Origin of the sequence: Bradyrhizobium sp. Mp27, assembly GCF_029953005.1 — a bacterium.
In the GTDB taxonomy this organism is placed as follows: domain Bacteria; phylum Pseudomonadota; class Alphaproteobacteria; order Rhizobiales; family Xanthobacteraceae; genus Bradyrhizobium; species Bradyrhizobium barranii.
Genome location: NZ_JASAUS010000422.1, coordinates 1 through 2,169, shown reverse-complemented (window position 1 = coordinate 2,169; position 2,169 = coordinate 1). Strand labels below are relative to the sequence as shown.

Below are 2,169 nucleotides of genomic sequence, written 5' to 3'. Positions count from 1 at the left end.
CTTGGCGGTCATCGGCTGCGCGTGCGCGCTGACATCGGCAAGCAGCAAGCCGCAGGCGGATACCGCGAGAACGAGGCAAGGATGAAGTCTGATCGTGTTTGGGTGCATTGGCGTCCCCGCCCCTTTCATAGTTGCGCCGTCCAGTCGAAATCACGCAGGTACAGGCCGATCGGATTGAGCCGGATGGTCTGCTCGTCCTGGGGCGGAGTCAGCGTGACGGTGGCGATACCGCGAAACCGGTGCTCGCCGGTTTGCTTGCCCTTCCTGTCCCGCTCAAATTCGGTCCAGTCGATCTGATAGGACTGGTTGGACAGGGCGACGATGTTGTTGACCTCGACCGCGACGGTCGTCGTCTTGGCCCTCTCGAACGGCGAATTGCTCCGAAACCAGTCATTGATCTTTTGCGTAGCGGGATCGGAGGTCCGCAGCAGCGCGTAGGTGCGGTCGATGTACTGCTTCTGCACGACCGCATCTGGCGTGACCGATCGGAAGTTCGCAACGAAGCTTCCGAGCGTCGCGCGCACCACTCGCGGATCCGCATACTCGATCTGCTGCGGATAGCCGGCGCTCGCGGCAGTGCCAAGCTTGTCGACCTCGACGATGTAGGGAACGAGCTTGACCTGCGTGCTCTGGAACAGCGCATAGGCGAAGCCGATCACCGCCATGACCATGGCGACGATGCCGATGGTGCGCCACGTCGCAGCGGCCTTCACATAGGAGCCGTAGCGCTCGTTCCATTCCTGACGCGCGGCGAGATAGGGATTGTCGGGCGGATTATGCGCAGGCATTCGGGAAAGGCTCTCTATTCTTCATCTGGCGGGTCCTGTCGCTCACGGCCTGTTCGCCGATTTCTTCTGGGCGACCCGCTGATCGAGCTTGGCGTTGGCGAGGCCAAGCGTTGAGGTGCCGAAGGAGCCCGGCGCGCCGATCGCCTGGTCGCGTGTGGCGGAGGCGAGCGCGCCGCCCGCCGTGCCGATGCCTTGCGTCATCGCCTTGAGGGACCAGATCGGTCTTCTCTTTCCGCGTCGATCGTACGGCGGTGTGTGGGATGGCAAACTCATCTGGGGTCGGTTGACCCATTCACGGGTGATCGGCGTTCTTGCCAATCCATCTTACGCCGGCACTTACGTGTTTGGTCGGTATCAATCTTGCAAGAAGATCGGCCCCACTGGCGAAATCTGTACTCAATCGCGCCAGATGCCACAAGATCAGTGGCGTGTTGTTATTCCGAACCACCATCCGAGTTACATCACCTGGGATCAGTTCCTCGCCAATCGCAGTCGCCTCGTAGCGAACCGGACCAACAGCGAGGTTCTCGCTGGGCCTGCTCGCGAGGGTCGCTGCTTGCTGCAGGGCGTGTTGCTTTGTGGCATTTGCGGGCGGCGTCTGAGTACACGCTATACCGGTAACGGCGATCTTTACCCGAGCTATGACTGCAACTCGAGAAGTCGGGACGCATCGCCGCTTCGCCACTGCATGTCTTTGCCAGCAAAGCCGCTGGATGACGCCATCGCTGCGCGTTTGTTGACCGCCGTTACGCCACTGACAATCAAACTTGCACTCGAAGCGCTGACCAATTTGGAAGCGCGCGACAACGCGATTTCTGCGCAATGGCACCGAAGGATCGAGCGGGCACGCTACGATGCTGACTTGGCAGAACGCCGCTATGAGGAGGCCGACCCCAGCAATCGCCTGGTTGCCAGCACGCTCGAAAAGCGCTGGAACGACGCTATGCAGCGGATGATCGAACTCAAGGCCGAGGTCGCCGACTTTGAGCGTCAAGCAATGCGCAGCCTCACACCTGAACAAAAGCAGCAAGTTCTACAGCTCGGCAAAGACTTTCCTCGACTTTGGAAGGCAACAACCACTTCAGCTTGCGACCGCAAGCGAATGCTGCGTTTGTTGATCCGTGATGTCAGCGTCGTCAAGGGTACGGAACCCAAGCTGTTGCATTTGCAAATTCGTTGGCAGGGCGGAGCGACCGAAACGATCGATGTCCGTCGCCAGCCAAACCGCGCCGAGACCATCCGTTATTCCGACACCTTTGTTGCTAAAATCGTAAGCGACGTTCGCGTCCCATTCGCAAAGGTTTGGCGTGGGGATTGCAGTCTGTTGATCAACGTGTTTGCAAATCGTTGGCGGGGGGTATGGAGGCGGCAACGACGGAGA

The 2,169-nt window shown here is 59.8% G+C and carries 3 protein-coding genes; 1 reads left to right on the top strand and 2 read right to left on the bottom strand.

What is annotated here, in order from left to right:
• Positions 1 to 125: 125 nt before the first annotated feature.
• Positions 126 to 788, bottom strand: a complete 663-nt coding sequence (locus QJT78_RS50525) for a conjugal transfer protein TrbF (protein WP_281460844.1) — start codon at positions 786 to 788, stop codon at positions 126 to 128.
• Positions 789 to 830: 42 nt separating this feature from the next.
• The gene (locus QJT78_RS50520; protein WP_281460843.1) at positions 831 to 989 is read right to left on the bottom strand and encodes a hypothetical protein; all 159 of its coding nucleotides are present in this window, start codon (positions 987 to 989) and stop codon (positions 831 to 833) included.
• Positions 990 to 993: 4 nt separating this feature from the next.
• On the opposite strand from QJT78_RS50520, the gene QJT78_RS50515 reads away from it, so the two are divergent.
• On the top strand, positions 994 to 2,169 hold a 1,176-nt coding region (locus QJT78_RS50515; RefSeq protein ID WP_281460842.1), incomplete at its 3' end, for a recombinase zinc beta ribbon domain-containing protein.